Source organism: Rhodococcus spelaei (assembly GCF_006704125.1).
In the GTDB taxonomy this organism is placed as follows: Bacteria; Actinomycetota; Actinomycetes; order Mycobacteriales; family Mycobacteriaceae; genus Rhodococcus_G; species Rhodococcus_G spelaei.
On the sequence record NZ_VIGH01000007.1, the window covers coordinates 235134 to 252216 of the forward strand.

Here is a 17083-nt window from a genome sequence, read left to right on the forward strand (position 1 = left end):
CTGCATGGTCGCGGCCACCGATCACGCTTCGACTAGGACAGGTCGACCTGGGCGACGCGGGCGTCGAGCTGCGCGACGATCTGCTCCACCTCGGCGTCACCGACGACGCGGTCGACGCGCAGGATGACGGTCGCGCCGGCACCCTCCACGTCCTGGCTCAGCGCCGCGGCCTGGATGTCGATGCCCGCGTTGCCGAGCACGGTGCCGAGGGTGCCGAGCACGCCCGGACGATCCTGGTAGTGCACGACGATGTTGTGGCCCTCGGCGCGCAGGTCGAAGCTGCGGCCGTTGACGTTGACGATCTTCTCGACCTGCTGCAGGCCGGTCAGCGCGCCCGCGACCGCGGTGACGGTGCCGTCGGCGGCAACCGCGCGCACCTCGACGGCGCTGCGGTGCGTCTGCGCCTCGCTGTGCTTGTCGACCTCGACGCCGACGCCGCGCTGCTCGGCGAGCTGCGGGGCGTTGACGAAGGTGACGGCCTCGTCGCTGCTGGCGGAGAACAGCCCGCGCAGTGCGGCGAGGCCGAGGATCTCGACGTTCTCGGCGGAGAGCTCACCGCTGACCACGACCTGCACGTTCTGCACGGCCTCCGGCGACAGGGTGCCCGCGAGCAGGCCGAGCTTGCGGACCAGGTCGAGCCACGGCGCGACCTCCTCGCCGACCGGACCACCCGAGACGTTGACGGCCTCGGGCACGAACTCGCCGGCCAGCGCCAGCAGCACGGACTTGGCGACGTCGGTGCCCGCGCGGTCCTGGGCCTCCGAGGTGGACGCACCGAGGTGCGGGGTGACGACGACGTTGTCGAGGTCGAACAGCTTCGAGTCGGTGCACGGCTCGGTGTTGAACACGTCCAGGCCGGCGGCGCGGACCTTGCCGGAGACGAGCGCGTCGTACAGCGCGTCCTCGTCGATCAGCCCGCCGCGGGCGGCGTTGACGATGATCAGCCCGTCCTTGGCGGTGGCGAGACGCTCGGCGTTGATCAGGCCGGCGGTCTCCTTGGTCTTGGGGAGGTGCACCGAGATGAAGTCGGAGCGGCGGACCAGTTCGTCGATGTCGACGAGCTCGATGCCGAGTTGGGCGGCGCGGGCCGCGGGCAGGTAGGGGTCGTACGCGATGACGTGGGTCTCGAACGCGGCGAGACGCTGCGCGAACAGCTGGCCGATGCGGCCGAGGCCGACGACGCCGACGGTCTTGCCGAGAATCTCGGTGCCGTTGAAGCTCGAGCGCTTCCAGGTCTTCTCGCGCAGGGTGCGGTCAGCGGCCGGGATCTGGCGGGCCGTGGACAGCAGCAGCGCGACGGCGTGCTCGGCGGCGGTGTGGATGTTCGATGTCGGGGCGTTGACGACCATCACACCGCGCTCGGTGGCGGCCGGGATGTCGACGTTGTCGAGGCCGACACCGGCGCGACCGACGATCTTCAGGTTCGTCGCGGCGGCGAGGACCTCTGCGTCGACGGTGGTGGCGGAGCGGACCAGCAGGGCGTCCGCCTCGGGAACCGCGGCGAGCAACGCCGGACGGTCCGGGCCGTCGACCCAGCGCACCTCGACACCGTCACCGAGCGCATCGACGGTCGATTGCGCGAGCTTGTCGGCGATCAGGACAACGGGACGGCCTGGCTGGCTCACGAGTGAACTCCCCTGCGGTTTAGGTGTGGGCGGATCGTGCCCGGTCCGCGGCGCCGCGCCGGCGCCCACGGGAACCGTGACCCGAACAGCTTAGTGGTCCAACCCCGCCGAACCCACCCCGCGGGTCACCGATACCACATGATGGACACCACAGGAAGGCGTCGGAGCTACCGGGACGCCTCGCCCCGGAACGCCCCGACGGCGGTGTCGAGGGTCGGATAGAAGTGGTCCGGCCCGAATCGCTCGCCCAGCCCCAATCGGCGCAGCTTGTCCTTCACCGGGTCCTTCATCTCCGCGAACACCAGGCGAATCCCGTTGCCGGACAGGTACTGGTCGAGCTCGACGAGCTCGTCCATCGCGGTGGTGTCCAGACCTGTGATCGGCTCGGCCGCGATCACCACCCACTGGACCTTCTCCGGCGCCCGCGCGACGACCCGGCGGGTGTACTCGTCGAAGATCGCACCGTTCGCGAAGAAGAGCTGCGCGTCGAACCGCACGATCACCAGACCCGGAATCCGGCTGCCGGTCGGGTTCCGCTTGACGTCGTGGTAGCCATCGACACCAGGGACGACCACCAGTTCGGTCCGGTACGGCCGCCACGCGTGCACGACCACCGCCACGAACGACAAGCCGATGGCGACGAGGATGCCCTCGAGTACGCCGACCAGCGCGACCCCGAGGAAGGCCGCCACCGCCAGCCCGGTCTCGACCCGGCTCATCGCCCACATCGCGACGACACTGCGGACGTCGACCAGCGAGGTCGCGGCCACGATCACCACCGCCGCGAGCGCGGCGGTCGGCAGGTAGCCGGTCAGGCCCGGTGCCACGAGGACGAAGAGCACGATCGCCACGGCGCCGACGACGCCGACCAGCTGCGACTTGGCGCCGTTCTGTTCCGCGACGGGCGTGCGCGACGAACTCGCCGACATCGGGAAGCCGCCGAGCAGTCCGCTGGCCACGTTGGCGGTGCCGATCGCCCGCATCTCCTGACTGCCGTCGACGCTCTCGCCGCGGCGTGCTGCGAACGTCCGGGACAGCACACCGGTGTCCGCGAACGCGATCAACGCGATGCCGGCGGCCGGTCCGATCAGCGTGCCGACGTCCGACCAGGACAACCCGCCGAGTGCGGGCGCGGGCAGTCCGTGCGGCAGCGCCCCGACCATCGGGATGTCGTCGGACAGTCCGAGGAAGTACGCCACCGCGACGGCACCCACGACCGCGACGAGCACTCCCGGGATCCGCGTGCGCCACAACCGAAATCCGAGGATCACCACGAGTGCGCCAACTCCTACAGCCGTCGCGGTCGGATCGACCCTGCCCGCCGCGATCGCGGACACGGTGGCGCGGATCTCGTGGATCAGGTCCACGCCCTCGATGGAGAAGCCCAGCAGTTTCGGGACCTGGCTGACGACGACGACAAGCGCGATGCCGTTGAGGTAGCCGAGCCGGATCGGTTTGGAGAGCAGGTCTGTCACGAAGCCCAGGTTCAGCAAGCCGCCGAGAACCAGCACGGCACCCATCAGAATCGCGAGCAGACCGGCGAGCGCGACTGCCCGCTGCGGGTCGCCTGAAGTGAGCGGGATCACCGCCGCACCGATGATCGGCGCGAGCGACGAATCGGGCCCCAGCACCAGGATTCGCGACGGCCCGACGAGCGCGTAGACGAGCAGCGGCACGATGGTCGCGTACAGGCCGGTTTCGGGTGGCAGTCCTGCCGCCTGCGCGTATCCCATTCCCGCCGGGATCAGCAATGCGGTCAGGGCGAGCCCGGCGACGATGTCCGAGCGCAGCCATTCACGCCGGTAGGTCCGGGCCACCTCCACGCCCGGGAGCCATCGCCGAATCGCCGATTCCCCTGCCATCGATCACCATCCGTAGTCGGTCCCGTGAAACGCGAAGGCCCGGTGTCACACTCGGGCAGTTGCCTTGTGAGTGTGACACCGGGCCGGCGTCATCGCGCTTCGCGCCTGTGCGTCCTTCTGGTCCAGTCAGGGACCAAAAGGACTCACAGGCGGCGGAGCCGCCTTACGCGGTTTCGGTGATCGGGCGATCGACCCAGCTCATCAGGTCGCGCAGCTTCTTGCCGGTGACCTCGATCGGGTGCTCGGCGTTGGCCTTGCGCAGGCCCTCGAGCTCGGTGTTGCCGTTCTCGACGTTGGCGACGAGGCGACGGGTGAACTCGCCGGACTGGATGTCGGCCAGGATCGCCTTCATGCGCTCCTTGGTGCCGGCGTCGATGACGCGCGGGCCGGACAGGTAGCCACCGAACTCCGCGGTGTCGGACACCGAGTAGTTCATCCGGGCGATGCCACCCTCGTACATGAGGTCGACGATGAGCTTGAGCTCGTGCAGCACCTCGAAGTACGCCATCTCGGGCGCGTAGCCGGCCTCGACCATGACCTCGAAGCCCGTCTTGACGAGCTCCTCGGTGCCGCCGCAGAGCACGGCCTGCTCGCCGAAGAGATCCGTCTCGGTCTCTTCCTTGAAGGTGGTCTTGATGACGCCGGCGCGGGTGCCGCCGATGCCCTTGGCGTAGGACAGCGCCAGCGCCTGGCCCTCACCCTTCGGGTCCTGGTCGATGGCGATGAGCGCGGGAACGCCCTTGCCGTCGACGAACTGGCGACGCACCAGGTGGCCGGGGCCCTTCGGGGCGACCATGCCGACCGTGACGAACTCCGGAGCCTTGATCAGGTCGAAGTGGATGTTGAGGCCGTGGCCGAAGAACAGCGCGTCGCCGTCCTTGAGGTTCGGCTCGATGTCGTTGGTGAAGATCGACGCCTGCGCGGTGTCGGGGGCGAGCACCATGATCACGTCGGCCCACTCCGAGACCTCGGCCGGGGTGCCGACGGTCAGGCCCTGCTCCTCGGCCTTCGCGCGGGACTTCGAGCCCTCCTTGAGGCCGATGCGCACATCGACGCCGGAATCGCGCAGGCTCAGCGAGTGCGCGTGGCCCTGGCTGCCGTAACCGATCACAGCGACCTTGCGGCCCTGGATGATCGACAGGTCGGCGTCATCGTCGTAGAACATCTCGACTGCCACTGGTATTACCTCTCCTCTGGTTTAACGTCAAAGCCTGGCTGAAAGTTGTCTAGAAAGTACTACCGGGCTGCGGTGATGGACTTCGGACCACGTCCGACCGCCACCACCCCGGACTGCACGATCTCCCGGATGCCGTAGGGATCGAGCATCCGCAGTAGAGCGTCGAGCTTCGACCGGGTACCGGTCGCCTCGACGGTCACCGACTCGGGCGAGACGTCGATCACCTTGGCGCGGAACAGGTTCACCGTTTCGATGACCTGAGTCCGCACGCTTGCGTCGGCCCTGACCTTGATCAGGACCAACTCGCGTGCCACCGACGCCTCGTTGTCCTGCTCGACGATCTTGATGACGTTGATCAGCTTGTTCAGCTGCTTGGTCACCTGCTCGAGCGGGAACTCGTCGACGGTCACGACGATGGTCATTCGGGAGATCTCGGGCAGCTCGGTGCCACCGACCGCCAGGGACTCGATGTTGAATCCCCGGCGCGAGAACAGGGCGGCCACACGGGCCAACACTCCCGGCTTGTCCTCGACGAGAACACTGAGGGTGTGGCTGGTGCTCACTGGTTGTCCTCCGCTTCCGTGGCAGCGGCGGCCTCGCCGTCGCGCTGCTCGCGTTCCATCGCCTCGTGGATGACGGCCGGCTCGGAGGCCGTCTCGTCGTCGTCGAACAGCGGGCGAATTCCCCGCGCCGCCTGGATCTCGTCGTTGCTGGTGCCCGCGGCGACCATCGGCCACACCTGCGCGTCCTTGCCGACGATGAAGTCGATGACCACGGGCTTGTCGTTGATCGACTGCGCCTCGCGGATCGCCGCCTCGACGTCCTCCTCGCGCTCGACACGGATTCCGTGGCAGCCCAACGCTTCCGCGAGCTTGACGAAGTCCGGGATGCGGACCGCGCCGTGCGTGCCGAGGTTGGTGTTGGAGTAGCGCTGGTCGTAGAACAGCGTCTGCCACTGCCGGACCATGCCGAGGTTGCCGTTGTTGACGAGCGCGACCTTGATCGGGACACCCTCGACTGCGCAGGTGGCCAGCTCCTGGTTGGTCATCTGGAAGCAGCCGTCGCCGTCGATGGCCCACACCTCGCGGTCGGGCATGCCCATCTTCGCGCCCATCGCGGCGGGCACCGCGTAGCCCATGGTGCCCAGGCCACCCGAGTTGAGCCAGGTGCGCGGCTTCTCGTACTTGACGAACTGCGCGGCCCACATCTGGTGCTGGCCGACGCCGGCGCAGTAGATCGCGTCGGGACCGGCGAGCCGGCCGACCGCCTCGATGACGAACTCCGGCGAGAGCGCGCCGTCCGACGGCTTGCCGTACGCCAGCGGGTAGGTCTTGCGGATGTCGTCGAGGTAGGCCCACCACTGCGTCAGGTCCATCGTGGTGCCGGTGGCCTTGTCCGCCTTGATCGCCTCGATCAGCTCGGTGATGACCTCGCGGCAGTCGCCGACGATCGGCACGTCCGCGTAGCGGTTCTTGCCGATCTCGGCGGGGTCGATGTCCGCGTGGATGACCTTGGCGTCCGGCGCGAACGAGTCGAGCTGGCCGGTGACGCGGTCGTCGAAACGGGCACCGAGGGTGATCAGCAGGTCACTCTTCTGCAGGGCGGCGACCGCGGCCACGGTGCCGTGCATGCCGGGCATGCCGCAGTGCAGCGGGTGGCTGTCGGGGAACGCCCCACGGGCCATCAGCGTGGTCACGACGGGGATCCCGGTCAGCTCCGCGAGCTCGAGCAGCTCGGCGGACGCGTCGGCCTTGATGACGCCGCCGCCGACGTAGAGGACCGGCGAGGTGGACTCGGCGATCAGCCGGGCGGCCTCACGGACCTGTTTGCCGTGCGGCTTGCTCACCGGACGGTAGCCGGGCAGACGCATCTCCGGCGGCCACGAGAACGTGGTCTGGGCCTGCAGGACGTCCTTGGGGATGTCGACGAGGACGGCACCGGGACGACCGGAGGAAGCGAGGTAGAACGCCTCGGCCATGATCCGCGGGATGTCGATGCCGTCGGTGATGAGGAAGTTGTGCTTGGTGACCGGCATGGTGATGCCGGAGATGTCGGCTTCCTGGAACGCGTCGGTGCCGATCAGGCTGCGACCGACCTGGCCGGTGATGGCGACGACGGGCACGGAGTCCATCTGCGCGTCGGCGAGCGGCGTGACCAGGTTGGTGGCACCGGGACCGGAGGTGGCCATGCAGACGCCGACCCGGCCGGTGGCCTGGGCGTAGCCGGTCGCGGCGTGGCCCGCGCCCTGCTCGTGCCGGACCAGCACGTGCCGGACCTTCTGCGAGTCGAAGAGCGGGTCGTAGACGGGGAGAACCGCGCCACCCGGAATGCCGAACACGGTGTCGACCTCGAGCTCCTCGAGGGCACGCACCACGGACTGGGCGCCGGTGACCCGCTCGGGGGCGACCTGGCGACGGGTGCCGGGCTGGGATGCTGCCGTCGCGGGGCTGGGCTGACCTTGGCCCCCCGACTTGCGCGGCGTGGGCTGCGGCCGTGCTGTTGGTGCGCTCACTGGTAATCCTCTGGTCTTGACGATCTCTAGCTGACTCCGGGCAACAAAAAACCCCCGTCAGCATTCACTGCTGGACGAGGGTGGCGCGTCGTGCTTGCGAGTTGACTTCGATCGACTCAGGCGACGACGCGCCGGCCGATTACGAGCAACTCATTCTGCTTCACGCGCTCGAAGGTAGGCGCGTCAAGGGTAAACAGTCAACTTTGATGAGTCTGCTGTCCCAGAATGTGAGAAGCGCTGGCGGCGATGCGAGGATGGTGCTGTGTCATCCCCATCGCAGCCCGTGCCACCACGCCCATCCTCCCACACCGCGGATCCGGCCGAGCAGTCCATACACATCTCGAAGCTCGGCCTCCTCGCCGTCGGACTGCTCGCATTCGGTTTCACCTTCGTGATCTTCGCGAGTTCGTGGGTCACGTCACTGCTGTGGCTCATCCCGATCGCGGTCGCGTACTGGATGCTGCGCGTCCGCACGATCGTCGACGCGGACGGCCTGCGACTGCGCCGCGCGTTCTCGAGCCGGACCCTGTCGTGGAGCGAGATCAAGGGCTTCCGCTTCCCCAAGCGCGGCTGGGCCTTCGCCGAACTCACCGACGGCAGCGAGGTGCGCCTGCCGGTGGTGACCTTCGGCCGGCTGCCGCAACTGGCCGCCGCCAGCGGCGGCCGGGTCACCGATCCGTACGCCGCCGCCGACCAGGCCGCCCGCGATCGTCGGGAGCGTGAGCAGGCCGACGCCGAGCAGCACGCAACAGCCGAGCAGCCCGACGCGGATCGGGACGCGAACTAACACGCGAGTACCGTTGGCGGCAAGCACCCGACGTCAGTCGGGCGGTCCGCCCACCCCCGCGACCGCTCGCCGCGGCAGCCCCCGCGCGTCGAGTTCCCCCGATCACGGCACGCTCGGTCGTGCCCCGATATCTCAAGGACACGTCCATGCCCCCGTTGAGGTCACGCACCACCACCGTCGGACGCAATGCGGCCGGAGCGCGCTCGCTGTGGCGCGCGACCGGCATGACCGACTCCGACTTCGGCAAGCCCATCGTCGCGATCGCGAACTCGTACACCCAGTTCGTGCCGGGCCACGTGCACCTCAAGAACGTGGGCGACATCGTCGCCGAGGCGGTGCGTGCCGCCGGCGGCGTGCCCCGCGAGTTCCACACGATCGCGGTCGACGACGGCATCGCGATGGGTCACGGCGGCATGCTCTACTCGCTGCCCAGCCGCGAGATCATCGCCGACTCGGTCGAGTACATGGTGAACGCGCATACCGCCGACGCTCTGGTGTGCATCTCGAACTGCGACAAGATCACCCCCGGCATGCTCAATGCCGCGATGCGCCTCAACATCCCGACGGTGTTCGTCTCCGGCGGTCCGATGGAGGCCGGCAAGGCCGTCGTCGTCGGCGGCGTCGCCCAGGCCCCCACCGACCTGATCACCGCGATCTCCGCGTCCGCCAACGACTCGGTGTCGGACGAGGGCCTCGACGAGGTCGAGCGCAGCGCGTGTCCGACCTGTGGGTCCTGCTCGGGCATGTTCACCGCCAACTCGATGAACTGCCTGACCGAGGCACTCGGTCTCGCGCTCCCCGGCAACGGCTCGACGCTGGCCACCCACGAGGCTCGCCGCGCCCTGTTCAGCCGGGCCGGCACCGCCGTCGTCGAGGCCGCCCTGCGCTACTACCGCGACGAGGACGAGTCGGTGCTCCCGCGGAACGTGGCCACCCCCAAGGCATTCCGCAACGCGATGGCGCTCGACGTGGCGATGGGCGGGTCCACCAACACCGTGCTGCACACCCTAGCCGCCGCGCAGGAGGGCGAGGTCGACTTCGATCTCGACACCATCGACGAGATCAGTCGCCGGGTGCCCTGCCTGTCCAAGGTCTCCCCCAACTCGGACTACCACATGGAGGACGTGCACCGGGCCGGCGGCATCCCCGCACTGCTCGGCGAACTCCGCCGCGCCGGACTGCTCGAGACGGACGTCTCGACGGTCCACACGAAGAGCTTCGACGAGTGGCTCGACACCTGGGACATCCGCTCCGGCAAGGCCTCCGAGGAGGCGATCGAACTGTTCCACGCCGCGCCGGGCGGAGTGCGCACCACGGAGCCGTTCTCCACGAACAACCGGTGGAGCGCGCTGGACACGGACGCCGCCGGCGGATGCATCCGCGACAAGGAGCACGCGTACACCGTCGAGGGCGGGCTGGTCGTGTTGCGCGGCAACGTCGCCGTCGACGGCGCCATCCTCAAGACCGCGGGCATCGACGAGGAACTGTTCTCCTTCCAGGGCCCGGCGCTGGTCGTCGAGTCGCAGGAGGAGGCCGTCTCGGTGATCCTGCAGAAGAAGATCAAGTCGGGCGACGTCCTCGTGGTCCGCTACGAGGGACCGAAGGGCGGCCCGGGCATGCAGGAGATGCTGCACCCCACCGCATTCCTCAAGGGCGCCGGCCTCGGCAAGGAGTGCGCGCTGGTCACGGACGGCCGTTTCTCCGGCGGCACCTCGGGCCTGTCGATCGGCCACATCTCGCCGGAGGCCGCCGCTGGTGGCGTCATCGGTCTGGTGGAGAACGGTGACCAGGTCCGCATCGACGTCGCGACCCGCACCCTCGAGATCCTCGTCGAGGACACCGTGCTCGCCGAGCGTCGCGCGAAGATGGAGGCGTCCGAGCGGCCGTGGCAGCCGGTCGACCGCCAGCGCACCGTCACCACCGCGCTGCGCGCCTACGCGGCGCTCGCCACCTCGGCCGACAAGGGCGCCGTCCGCCAGGTTCCGTAAGCACCCCGGCACCACGATCCGCACCCCGGTTGTGCGCCTCGCTCCCGCACGTGCGGCCGCGACGCGTACATCCGGGGTGCGGATTGCGTTGAGGGGTCAGCGCAGCGGATTCGTGCCGTTCAGGAAGATCCACAGGCACACGCCGCCCGCCACCCCGATAACCAGTGCCAGCGCCGACCCGACGTGCGGGCGGGTGGCCCACTTGCGGCGTCCGTCCACCGAGATCCGTCCGGGGCCGGTGAGGATCAGCGCGACCAGCGCAGCGCCCAGCACCGCCTCCAACTCGGGACCGGCCGGCGCGAAGAACTGGAATCCCGGCTCCGCCGCCTGTCGCACGCACCACGCATTGATCATCACGGCGAGCAGGCCTGCGGCGGCCAACGGTGTCAGCAGCCCGACGATCAGGCAGAGCCCACCCGCGACCTCCCCGACCGCGCCGACGACCGCCAGCAGTCGGGCCTGCTGGAACCCCGCGTCGAGCAGGTAGGTCTGGAAGCCGTCCAGGCCGGGCCCGCCCCAGATGCCGAAGAGCTTCTGCAGCCCGTGCACGACGGCGACCGCACCGAGCGCCACCCGCAACACCAACAGTCCGAGATCCAGCGTCCCGCGCGGCGTCGCGACCACCGGTGCGGGCGCGACCACCTCGGGCACCGCCTGGCCCGCAGCGAACGACGCGGCCAGCTCGCGGTCGAAGGAGTCTGCGGTGCGCAGTTCCTCGGTGACGTTGTCGCGCCGCATCACCTCGGTGTCGTTGGCGGCGAAGTCGTTTGCGGCGAAGTCATGGGAGGGGACGTCGGTGTCGGCGCGCACCTGCTCGACCACCGGATCGTCGGCCGTCAGCGGCGGCAGCGGGGCGCCGCGGTACATCGGAATCTGCTCGGTCGGAAGCAGACCCAGGTCCTCGTCGGTGGTCGGGATCCGTTCGGTCGCTTGGTCGAACGGGCTCGAAACCGATCGCTCGGCGGCGTCACGGTCGGAGGTCTGTCGCGGCTTGTCGGTCACGGACCCCAGGGTAGAGCGCGACGGCGCGTCCGGGAGCGGGTCGAGGGTCGGCGCGTCGTACCCGCCCGCGGCTGCGTACCGTTCGAAGGCATGGGACTGCCGTCGATTCGCCGCACCGCTGCCGCGTCGATGTCCGCGTGTCTGGTCGGCCTCGCCGTCGCCGGCTGCGCCCGGTTCGACGACACCGCCTCGACACCCTTCACCACCGTCCCGACCTTCTCCGCGGGTGGCGAGGTGCAGCCACGTCAGCAGGCTCCGACGTCGAGCCCGAGTGCCGGCACGACCGAGCCACCACGGGCACTCGCACCCTGCGAGGATGCCGACCCGAACGTCGTGGCCACCTGCCTGGACACCACCGGCGGCCTGACGATGCTGCCCGGCGCGCAGTCCGCCCTGGTCACGGAGCGCCGCACCGGGCGGATCCTGCGGGTCGCACCTGGCACCGCACCCGAGGAGGTCGCCCGCCTCGACGTCGACGGCTCCGGCGACGGCGGACTGCTCTCGATCGCCCTGTCCCCCACCTACGTCGAGGACAACCTGCTCTACGCCTACGTCAGCACAGCCACCGACAACCGAGTGGTGCGGCTCGCGCCGGGCGATGCACCGAAGGCGGTGCTCACCGGCATCCCGCGCGGCGCGACCGGCAACGCGGGGGCACTGGCCTTCAGCGCCCCGAACGAACTGATGGTCCTCACCGGCAATGCCGGCAACCCCGGCGCCGCAACCGATCCCGCCTCGCTGGCCGGAAAGCTGCTGCGTGTCACCGCGTTGACCCCGGATCTGCCCGGCGGACAACCGCTTCCGCAGATCGTACTGTCGGGCATCGGTACGGCGGGCGGCGTCTGCGTCGACCCGCACGGCGGCGGGGTCTGGGTGACGGACCGGACCGCGCTCGAGGACCGGCTGCAACGCGTCGCGCCCAACGGCGCCGCGGGCGTCCCGGTGTGGACCTGGCCCGACCGTCCCGGCGTCGCCGGTTGTGCGGCAGGCCCGGACGCGGTCGCGGTGTCGCTGACGGCGGGCAAGGCGCTGGCGCTGGTCGCGCTCGACCCGCACACCGGCTCCGCAACCGCGGCCCCGGCCCTGTTGGCGCAGAACAAGTACGGACAGCTCGGCGGCGCCGCCCTGGGCGACAAGAACCAGGTGTGGGTCTCGACCGTCAACAAGTCGGGCAACGAGGTCGGCCCCACCGACGACCGTGTCGTGAAGATCCCGGCCCCCCAGGGCGGCGGCGGCTTCGACTAGGCAGTCGACGAAAGTGCAGTTGCCGTCGCATCGGTCGGGTGGCCGCGACGGCAACTGCACGCTCGGCGCTAGCGGACGTGGGCCTCGACCGGTTTCGGCGCGAGCAACGACGCACTCAGCGGCAGCACCAGCACCGTGATGGCGCCCGCCGCGACCAGAATCGAGGCGTTGGCGGTGGTCATCTGCCCCGCGTCGACCGCGACCTCGGTGACGGCCACGATCAGCGGCAGGCCTGTCGCCGCGTAGAGCGCGACCCGCCCGCGGTCACGAACGGTCGGCGGCGCGTCGGTGCCTGCGGGTCCGCGATCGAAGCGCTCCGCGAAGAACACCGGCAGCCCCCGCACGAGCAGGATCAACAGCAGGAAGGCGATCAGCACGCCGGGCGCCGCTGCCACAGCCTTCACGTCGATCGCCATCCCCGAGGTGATGAAGAACACCGGGATCAGCAGCCCGAACGCCAACCCGTCCAGCTTGGCCTCGAGCTTCTCGTCCCCGGCGGGGACGGTCCGGCGCAGGATGAACCCGGCCGCGAACGCGCCGAGGATGATGTCGAGGTCGAAGATCGTCGCCAGCGCGCCGAGCGTGACCAGCAGCAGGATCGTGAGCCGCACCGTGGTCTGCGCGGTGGTCTCGGAGCCGAGCCGGATGATCGCGAGCAGCTTCGAGCCCTCGCGGCGGACACTCGCGGGGATGTACGCGACGGCCACGGCCAGTGCCGCGAACGCCGCCAGCACCAGCAGCGAGGCGAGCGCGCCCCGCGAACCGAGCAGCACCGCCATCGCGACGACCGGGCCGAGTTCACCGAACGCGCCGTGGTTGAGCACCGTTCTGCCCAGCCGCGTCTCGAGCATCCCGCTGTCCTTGAGGATCGGGAGCAGGGTGCCCAGGGCCGTCGACGTCAACGCGATCGCGACCGCGATCTCCGCGTTGATCGCCCCGGTGAGCCCCAGCAGCCCGACCACTGCGAAGGCGAGAACCAGGCATCCGAGCCAGGTGACCAACGCGCGTCGCCCGCCGCGACCGGACAGCTCACTGGTGTCGATCTCGTATCCGGCGAGCAGGAACAGCATGCCGAGGCCGAGTTCGCGGAGCAGGCCGATCTCGCTGCCCGCCACCGCGATGTCGAGGACGTGCGGACCGATGACGATGCCCGCGATCAGCAGCAGCACCACCTCGGGCACCAGCTTGCGCGGCACCAGTCCGGCTAGCAGCGGCGCGATCACCGCGCACAGGGCGATCCAGAACAGGGACGCACCGACCGAAGGCATGGGCCGATTATGCTTGCCGCCCCCTACGTTTCCACGCAGGATCGCCCGTCAGCCCGTCAGCCGTCGAGAGTGCACTTACCGTGGTATCGCCCGAGAGCGACCGACGAGAAGTGCACGCTCGGCGCCGCGGCGGGGTGCTACGAGCAGGCTGCGATGACCATGTCCTTGACCTGTGCCGGGTCGGCCTGGCCGCGAGTCGCCTTCATCACGTCGCCGACGATCTTGCCCGCGGCGGCTACCTTTCCGGACCTGATCTTCTCGGCGATGTCCGGGTTCGCGGCGAGTGCGGCGTCGACCGCCGCCTGCAGCGCCGAATCATCGCGCATCACAGCAAGCTCTCGCTTCGCGACGACCTCGTCCGGCTCGCCCTCGCCTGCGAGGACGCCGTCGACAGCCTGCCTTGCCTGCTTGTTCGCCAGGGTGCCGTCGGCGACGAGCGCGATGATGCGGGCCAGCTGTGCCGGTGTGATCGGGAGCTCGGCCAGCGCGACGCCACGGGTGTTGGCCTGCTGCGACAGGTACGCCACCCACCAGGATCGCGCAGCGTCGGCAGGAGCGCCGGCCTCCGTGGTGGCGATGACCAACTCCAGTGCCCCGGAGTTCACCAGGTCACGCATCTCCTCGTCGGAGACGCCCCAGTCGGCCTGGATGCGGCCGCGCCGGATCCACGGCAGTTCGGGCAGGGTGCCGCGCAGCTCCTCGACCCACTCCGCGCTCGGCGCGACCGGCTCGAGGTCCGGCTCCGGGAAGTAGCGGTAGTCCTCCGCGGTCTCCTTGCGGCGACCGGCCGAGGTGGTGCCGTCGGCCTCCTGGAAGTGCCTGGTCTCCTGGATGACCTCGCCACCGGAGCTGAGAACAGCGGCCTGCCTACGCATCTCGTAGCGGACGGCCACCTCGACGCTCTTGAGCGAGTTGACGTTCTTGGTCTCGGTGCGGGTGCCGAACTCCTTGGCGCCGATCGGCATCAGCGAGATGTTGGCGTCGCAGCGCATCGAGCCCTGGTCCATCCGGACGTCGGACACGTCCAGGGACTTGAGCAGGTCTCGCAGCGCGGTGACATAGGCGCGGGCGACCTCGGGGGCGCGCTCACCCGCTCCCTCGATGGTCTTGGTGACGATCTCGACGAGGGGAACGCCGGCCCGGTTGTAGTCGAGCAGCGAGTGGCTGGCGCCGTGGATGCGTCCGGTGGCGCCGCCGACGTGCAGCGACTTGCCGGTGTCCTCCTCCATGTGCGCGCGCTCGATCTCGACCCGGAAGGTGGACCCGTCGTCGAGGACCACGTCGAGGTAGCCCTCGGTCGCGATGGGCTCGTCGTACTGGGAGATCTGGTAGTTCTTCGGCTGGTCCGGGTAGAAATAGTTCTTCCGCGCGAACCGGCCCCACGGGGTGATCGAACAGTTCAGCGAGAGGCCGATGCGGATCGCCGATTCGACGGCCTTCTCGTTGACCACCGGCATCGACCCGGGCAGGCCCAGGCACACCGGGCAGACCTGGGTGTTCGGCTCTGCACCGAAGGTGGTCGGGCACGGGCAGAACATCTTGGTCGCGGTGTGCAGCTCGACGTGCACCTCCATGCCCATCACCGGCTCGAACTTCGCGAGCACCTCGTCGTAGTCGAGAAGGTCTGTCGTGGTCGCCACCCGGCCGGCTGCAGTCATGGTCACGAGTTTATGCGTCGCGTACCGGGAGCAGCAGATCGGCCAGGTTGTAGATCTGCTCGTGCACCTTCTGCCACGGGCCCAAGGTGCCCTCGACCCTCGCCGGCCGCAGCGCGACCATCCCGTACACGGTGGCCCGAAATGGTGCGACCGTAGCCCGCCGTCAGCCGAAGATGATCCGCATCTCGCGGTAGCGGTGATCGGGTACCGACTTGTGGTCGACGAGCGCCTCGTCGAATCCGACTTCGACGATCTCGGTCCCGTGCAGCGCGACCATGTGCCCCCACCGTTGCCGCGCAACGAGATCAGTGACCGCCATGCCGAGCCGGGTGGCCAGCACCCGGTCGAACGCGGTCGGCACGCCGCCGCGCTGAATGTGCCCGAGCACCGTCGCCCTGGTCTCGATTCCGGTGCGCTCCTGGATCATCGGGGCCAGCAGTTCGGCGATGCCGCCGAGCCGTGGACGGTCGAACCCGTCCAGTCCCTTGGTCGAGTGCGCCGCGGTCATGTCCGGCAGCGTGAACCCCTCGGCGACCACCACCATCGGCGACCGTCCGCGATCGCGGACGCTGGTGACCCACGCGCAGATCTGTTCGATGCTCTCGGGTTGTTCGGGGATGAGGATCGCGTGCGCGCCACCCGCGGTTCCCGAGTGCAGCGCGATCCACCCGGCGTTGCGGCCCATCACCTCGAGCACCATGCACCGCTTGTGCGAGTTGCCGGTGGTGCGCAGCCGGTCGATCGCCTCGGTCGCGATCTCGACCGCGGTGTCGAAGCCGAACGTGTAGTCGGTCTGATCGAGGTCGTTGTCGATGGTCTTCGGGACGCCGACGATCTTGATCCCCTCGTCGAACAGGCGTTGGGCGGCGGCGGCGGTGCCCTCGCCGCCGATCGCGACCACCGCGTCGACGTCGAGTCGCTCGAGGGTGCGGGCGATGTTGTCGGCCCCGCCGTTCGGCCCCTGGAACGGTCCGAACCGGCTGGTCCCGAGGATGGTGCCACCCTCGTGGGACAGGCCACGGACCCGGCTGCGGTCGAGCGGAATCGCCTCACCCTCGACCAGGCCACGCCACCCGTCCAGGAATCCGACGAACTGCTGCCCGTAGACAGTGTCGCCCTTGAGGACCGCACCCCGGATGACCGCGTTCAGGCCCGGGCAGTCGCCACCGCTGGTGAGAATGCCGATCGTGGTCATGCACTGCCCCCGGTTCGTCGGCGTCGGAATGCTCGGTCCACTACCGGCAATACTGCCCTCGCTCGGCCGACCCGGCACCCCCGGAAGCTCCGGACGGTCAGCCCGGTGTGACCACCCCGGTCTCGTAGGCCAGCACGACGGCCTGCGCTCGATCGCGCAGGTTCAGCTTCGCCAGCACCTTCCCGACGTGGGTCTTGACGGTCTGTTCGGCCACGAACAACGACTCGGCGATCTCGGTGTTCGACAGGCCGCGGGCGATGAGTTCGAGCACCTCCCGCTCGCGCGGGGTCAGGGCGGACAACTGCGCGGGTTCGGGCCGTCGTGCGGCCCGCCTGCTGGTGACGTCCGCGATGAGCCTGCGGGTGACGGTCGGCGCGAGCAGCGCCTCACCGTCCGCAACCACCCGCACCGCGCGCACCAACTCCTCGGCGGGCGCGTCCTTGAGCATGAACCCGCTCGCTCCGACCCGCAGCGCCTCGTAGACGTAGTCGTCGATGTCGAAGGTGGTCAGCATCAGCACCCGCACCGGCGGTTCGAGCGATGCCGACAGGATCCGGTCGGCCGCCTCGAGACCGTTCATCTCCGGCATCCGCACGTCCATCAGGACCACGTCGGGCCGCAGCCGCAGCACCTCCGCGACGGCGACCTTCCCGTCCGGGGCGTCACCGACGACGCTGATGTCCGGTTGGGCGGCGAGCAGCGCCCCGAAACCCTGCCGCACCATCGCCTGATCGTCCGCAATGAACACCGTGATCGCCACCCGG

Annotated in this window: 13 protein-coding genes; 3 read left to right on the top strand and 10 right to left on the bottom strand. The window is 69.5% G+C overall.

From position 1 onward, the window contains the following. Positions 1-32: 32 nt before the first annotated feature. The 5 genes from serA to FK531_RS16535 all read right to left on the bottom strand — a co-directional run bounded on the left by serA (position 33) and on the right by FK531_RS16535 (position 7176). Positions 33-1625, bottom strand: coding sequence for a phosphoglycerate dehydrogenase (gene serA / locus FK531_RS16515; protein WP_142101221.1), 1593 nt, complete (start codon positions 1623-1625; stop codon positions 33-35). A 167-nt stretch (positions 1626-1792) separates the two neighbouring features. Further along, positions 1793-3487: a SulP family inorganic anion transporter gene (locus FK531_RS16520; RefSeq protein ID WP_142101223.1), complete on the bottom strand. Its 1695-nt coding sequence runs from the start codon at positions 3485-3487 to the stop codon at positions 1793-1795. Positions 3488-3650: 163 nt separating this feature from the next. Further along, on the bottom strand, positions 3651-4652 hold the full coding sequence (gene ilvC / locus FK531_RS16525) for a ketol-acid reductoisomerase (RefSeq protein WP_061700158.1): 1002 nt from the start codon (positions 4650-4652) through the stop codon (positions 3651-3653). Between the two features lie 71 nt (positions 4653-4723). Next, positions 4724-5227: an acetolactate synthase small subunit gene (gene ilvN / locus FK531_RS16530; protein ID WP_142101225.1), complete on the bottom strand. Its 504-nt coding sequence runs from the start codon at positions 5225-5227 to the stop codon at positions 4724-4726. Continuing rightward, positions 5224-7176 (bottom strand): acetolactate synthase large subunit, encoded by a 1953-nt coding sequence (locus tag FK531_RS16535; protein WP_142101227.1) that lies wholly within the window; start codon positions 7174-7176, stop codon positions 5224-5226. The genes ilvN and FK531_RS16535 overlap by 4 nt, the downstream gene beginning before the upstream one ends. A gap of 283 nt (positions 7177-7459) precedes the next feature. On the opposite strand from FK531_RS16535, the gene FK531_RS16540 reads away from it, so the two are divergent. Next, entirely contained in the window at positions 7460-7963 is a 504-nt protein-coding gene (locus tag FK531_RS16540; protein WP_142101229.1) for a PH domain-containing protein, read from the top strand. Positions 7964-8109: 146 nt separating this feature from the next. Continuing rightward, positions 8110-9951, top strand: coding sequence for a dihydroxy-acid dehydratase (gene ilvD / locus FK531_RS16545; protein ID WP_142101231.1), 1842 nt, complete (start codon positions 8110-8112; stop codon positions 9949-9951). Between the two features lie 96 nt (positions 9952-10047). Here ilvD and FK531_RS16550 read toward each other — a convergent pair whose 3' ends face one another. Next, the gene (locus FK531_RS16550) at positions 10048-10953 is read right to left on the bottom strand and encodes a DoxX family protein (RefSeq protein ID WP_246098209.1); all 906 of its coding nucleotides are present in this window, start codon (positions 10951-10953) and stop codon (positions 10048-10050) included. A 90-nt stretch (positions 10954-11043) separates the two neighbouring features. Between FK531_RS16550 and FK531_RS16555 the strand changes: the two genes are divergently transcribed. Beyond that, positions 11044-12198, top strand: a complete 1155-nt coding sequence (locus FK531_RS16555) for a PQQ-dependent sugar dehydrogenase (RefSeq protein WP_142101233.1) — start codon at positions 11044-11046, stop codon at positions 12196-12198. Between the two features lie 68 nt (positions 12199-12266). Here FK531_RS16555 and FK531_RS16560 read toward each other — a convergent pair whose 3' ends face one another. The 4 genes from FK531_RS16560 to FK531_RS16575 form a co-directional block, all read right to left on the bottom strand. After that, entirely contained in the window at positions 12267-13466 is a 1200-nt protein-coding gene (locus FK531_RS16560; RefSeq protein ID WP_142101235.1) for a cation:proton antiporter, read from the bottom strand. A 137-nt stretch (positions 13467-13603) separates the two neighbouring features. After that, positions 13604-15124 carry an Asp-tRNA(Asn)/Glu-tRNA(Gln) amidotransferase subunit GatB gene (gatB, locus tag FK531_RS16565; protein WP_142101237.1) on the bottom strand — a complete coding sequence of 507 codons (1521 nt, stop codon included), beginning with the start codon at positions 15122-15124 and terminating at the stop codon, positions 13604-13606. Positions 15125-15287: 163 nt separating this feature from the next. After that, positions 15288-16319 (bottom strand): 6-phosphofructokinase, encoded by a 1032-nt coding sequence (locus FK531_RS16570; RefSeq protein WP_142101239.1) that lies wholly within the window; start codon positions 16317-16319, stop codon positions 15288-15290. 97 nt (positions 16320-16416) lie between these two features. Continuing rightward, positions 16417-17079 carry a response regulator gene (locus FK531_RS16575; protein WP_142101241.1) on the bottom strand — a complete coding sequence of 221 codons (663 nt, stop codon included), beginning with the start codon at positions 17077-17079 and terminating at the stop codon, positions 16417-16419. Positions 17080-17083 lie beyond the last annotated feature (4 nt).